This is a genomic window from Flavobacterium nitrogenifigens, assembly GCF_003254565.1.
Lineage (GTDB): Bacteria > Bacteroidota > Bacteroidia > Flavobacteriales > Flavobacteriaceae > Flavobacterium > Flavobacterium nitrogenifigens.
Genome location: NZ_QJRI01000100.1, coordinates 1 through 507 on the forward strand (window position 1 = coordinate 1; position 507 = coordinate 507).

Sequence of the window (507 nt, forward strand, 5' to 3'; positions counted from 1 at the left end):
TGAGATATCTTCATTGCTTAATAAAGCTAAATAGCTTGGAGGAAAAGTTACAACTGTTGATTGCGTGGCTTTTAGAAATTGAACAAACTCCTCTTTATCTTTAATGGTTTCTTCACCAGGAATACACAAAGCAGCACCGCTGTACAGACTCATCATAATCTCGGATATCGAAGCATCAAAAGCTACAGAAGCAAACCAGACCACTTTGTCGTTTTGGGTGACTCCAAAGGTTTTAATCTGATCCAAGGACATATTGACATTACTGCTATGCTCCACCATAACGCCTTTTGGCTGTCCTGTGGAACCCGAAGTGTAAATGACATAGGCCAAATCACCTGACTGATTAATAGGGTCCGGATTCTCTTTTCCATACTTATATCTTTCCAAATTGCATAACATCATTTCCTCTTCATCAAGAACTATCTTGCATTTGCAATCTTCTTCAATATAAGTTATACGGTCTTGAGGATAATTAACATCGATTGGAAGATATGCTGCTCCGGATTT

Annotated in this window: 1 protein-coding gene; it reads right to left on the reverse strand. The window is 38.5% G+C overall.

Features of this window, described 5'->3' with window-relative positions; all coding sequences use genetic code 11:
- Positions 1-507, reverse strand: a 507-nt coding sequence (locus DM397_RS00435) for an AMP-binding protein (RefSeq protein ID WP_162615428.1), incomplete at both ends; no start/stop codon positions are given.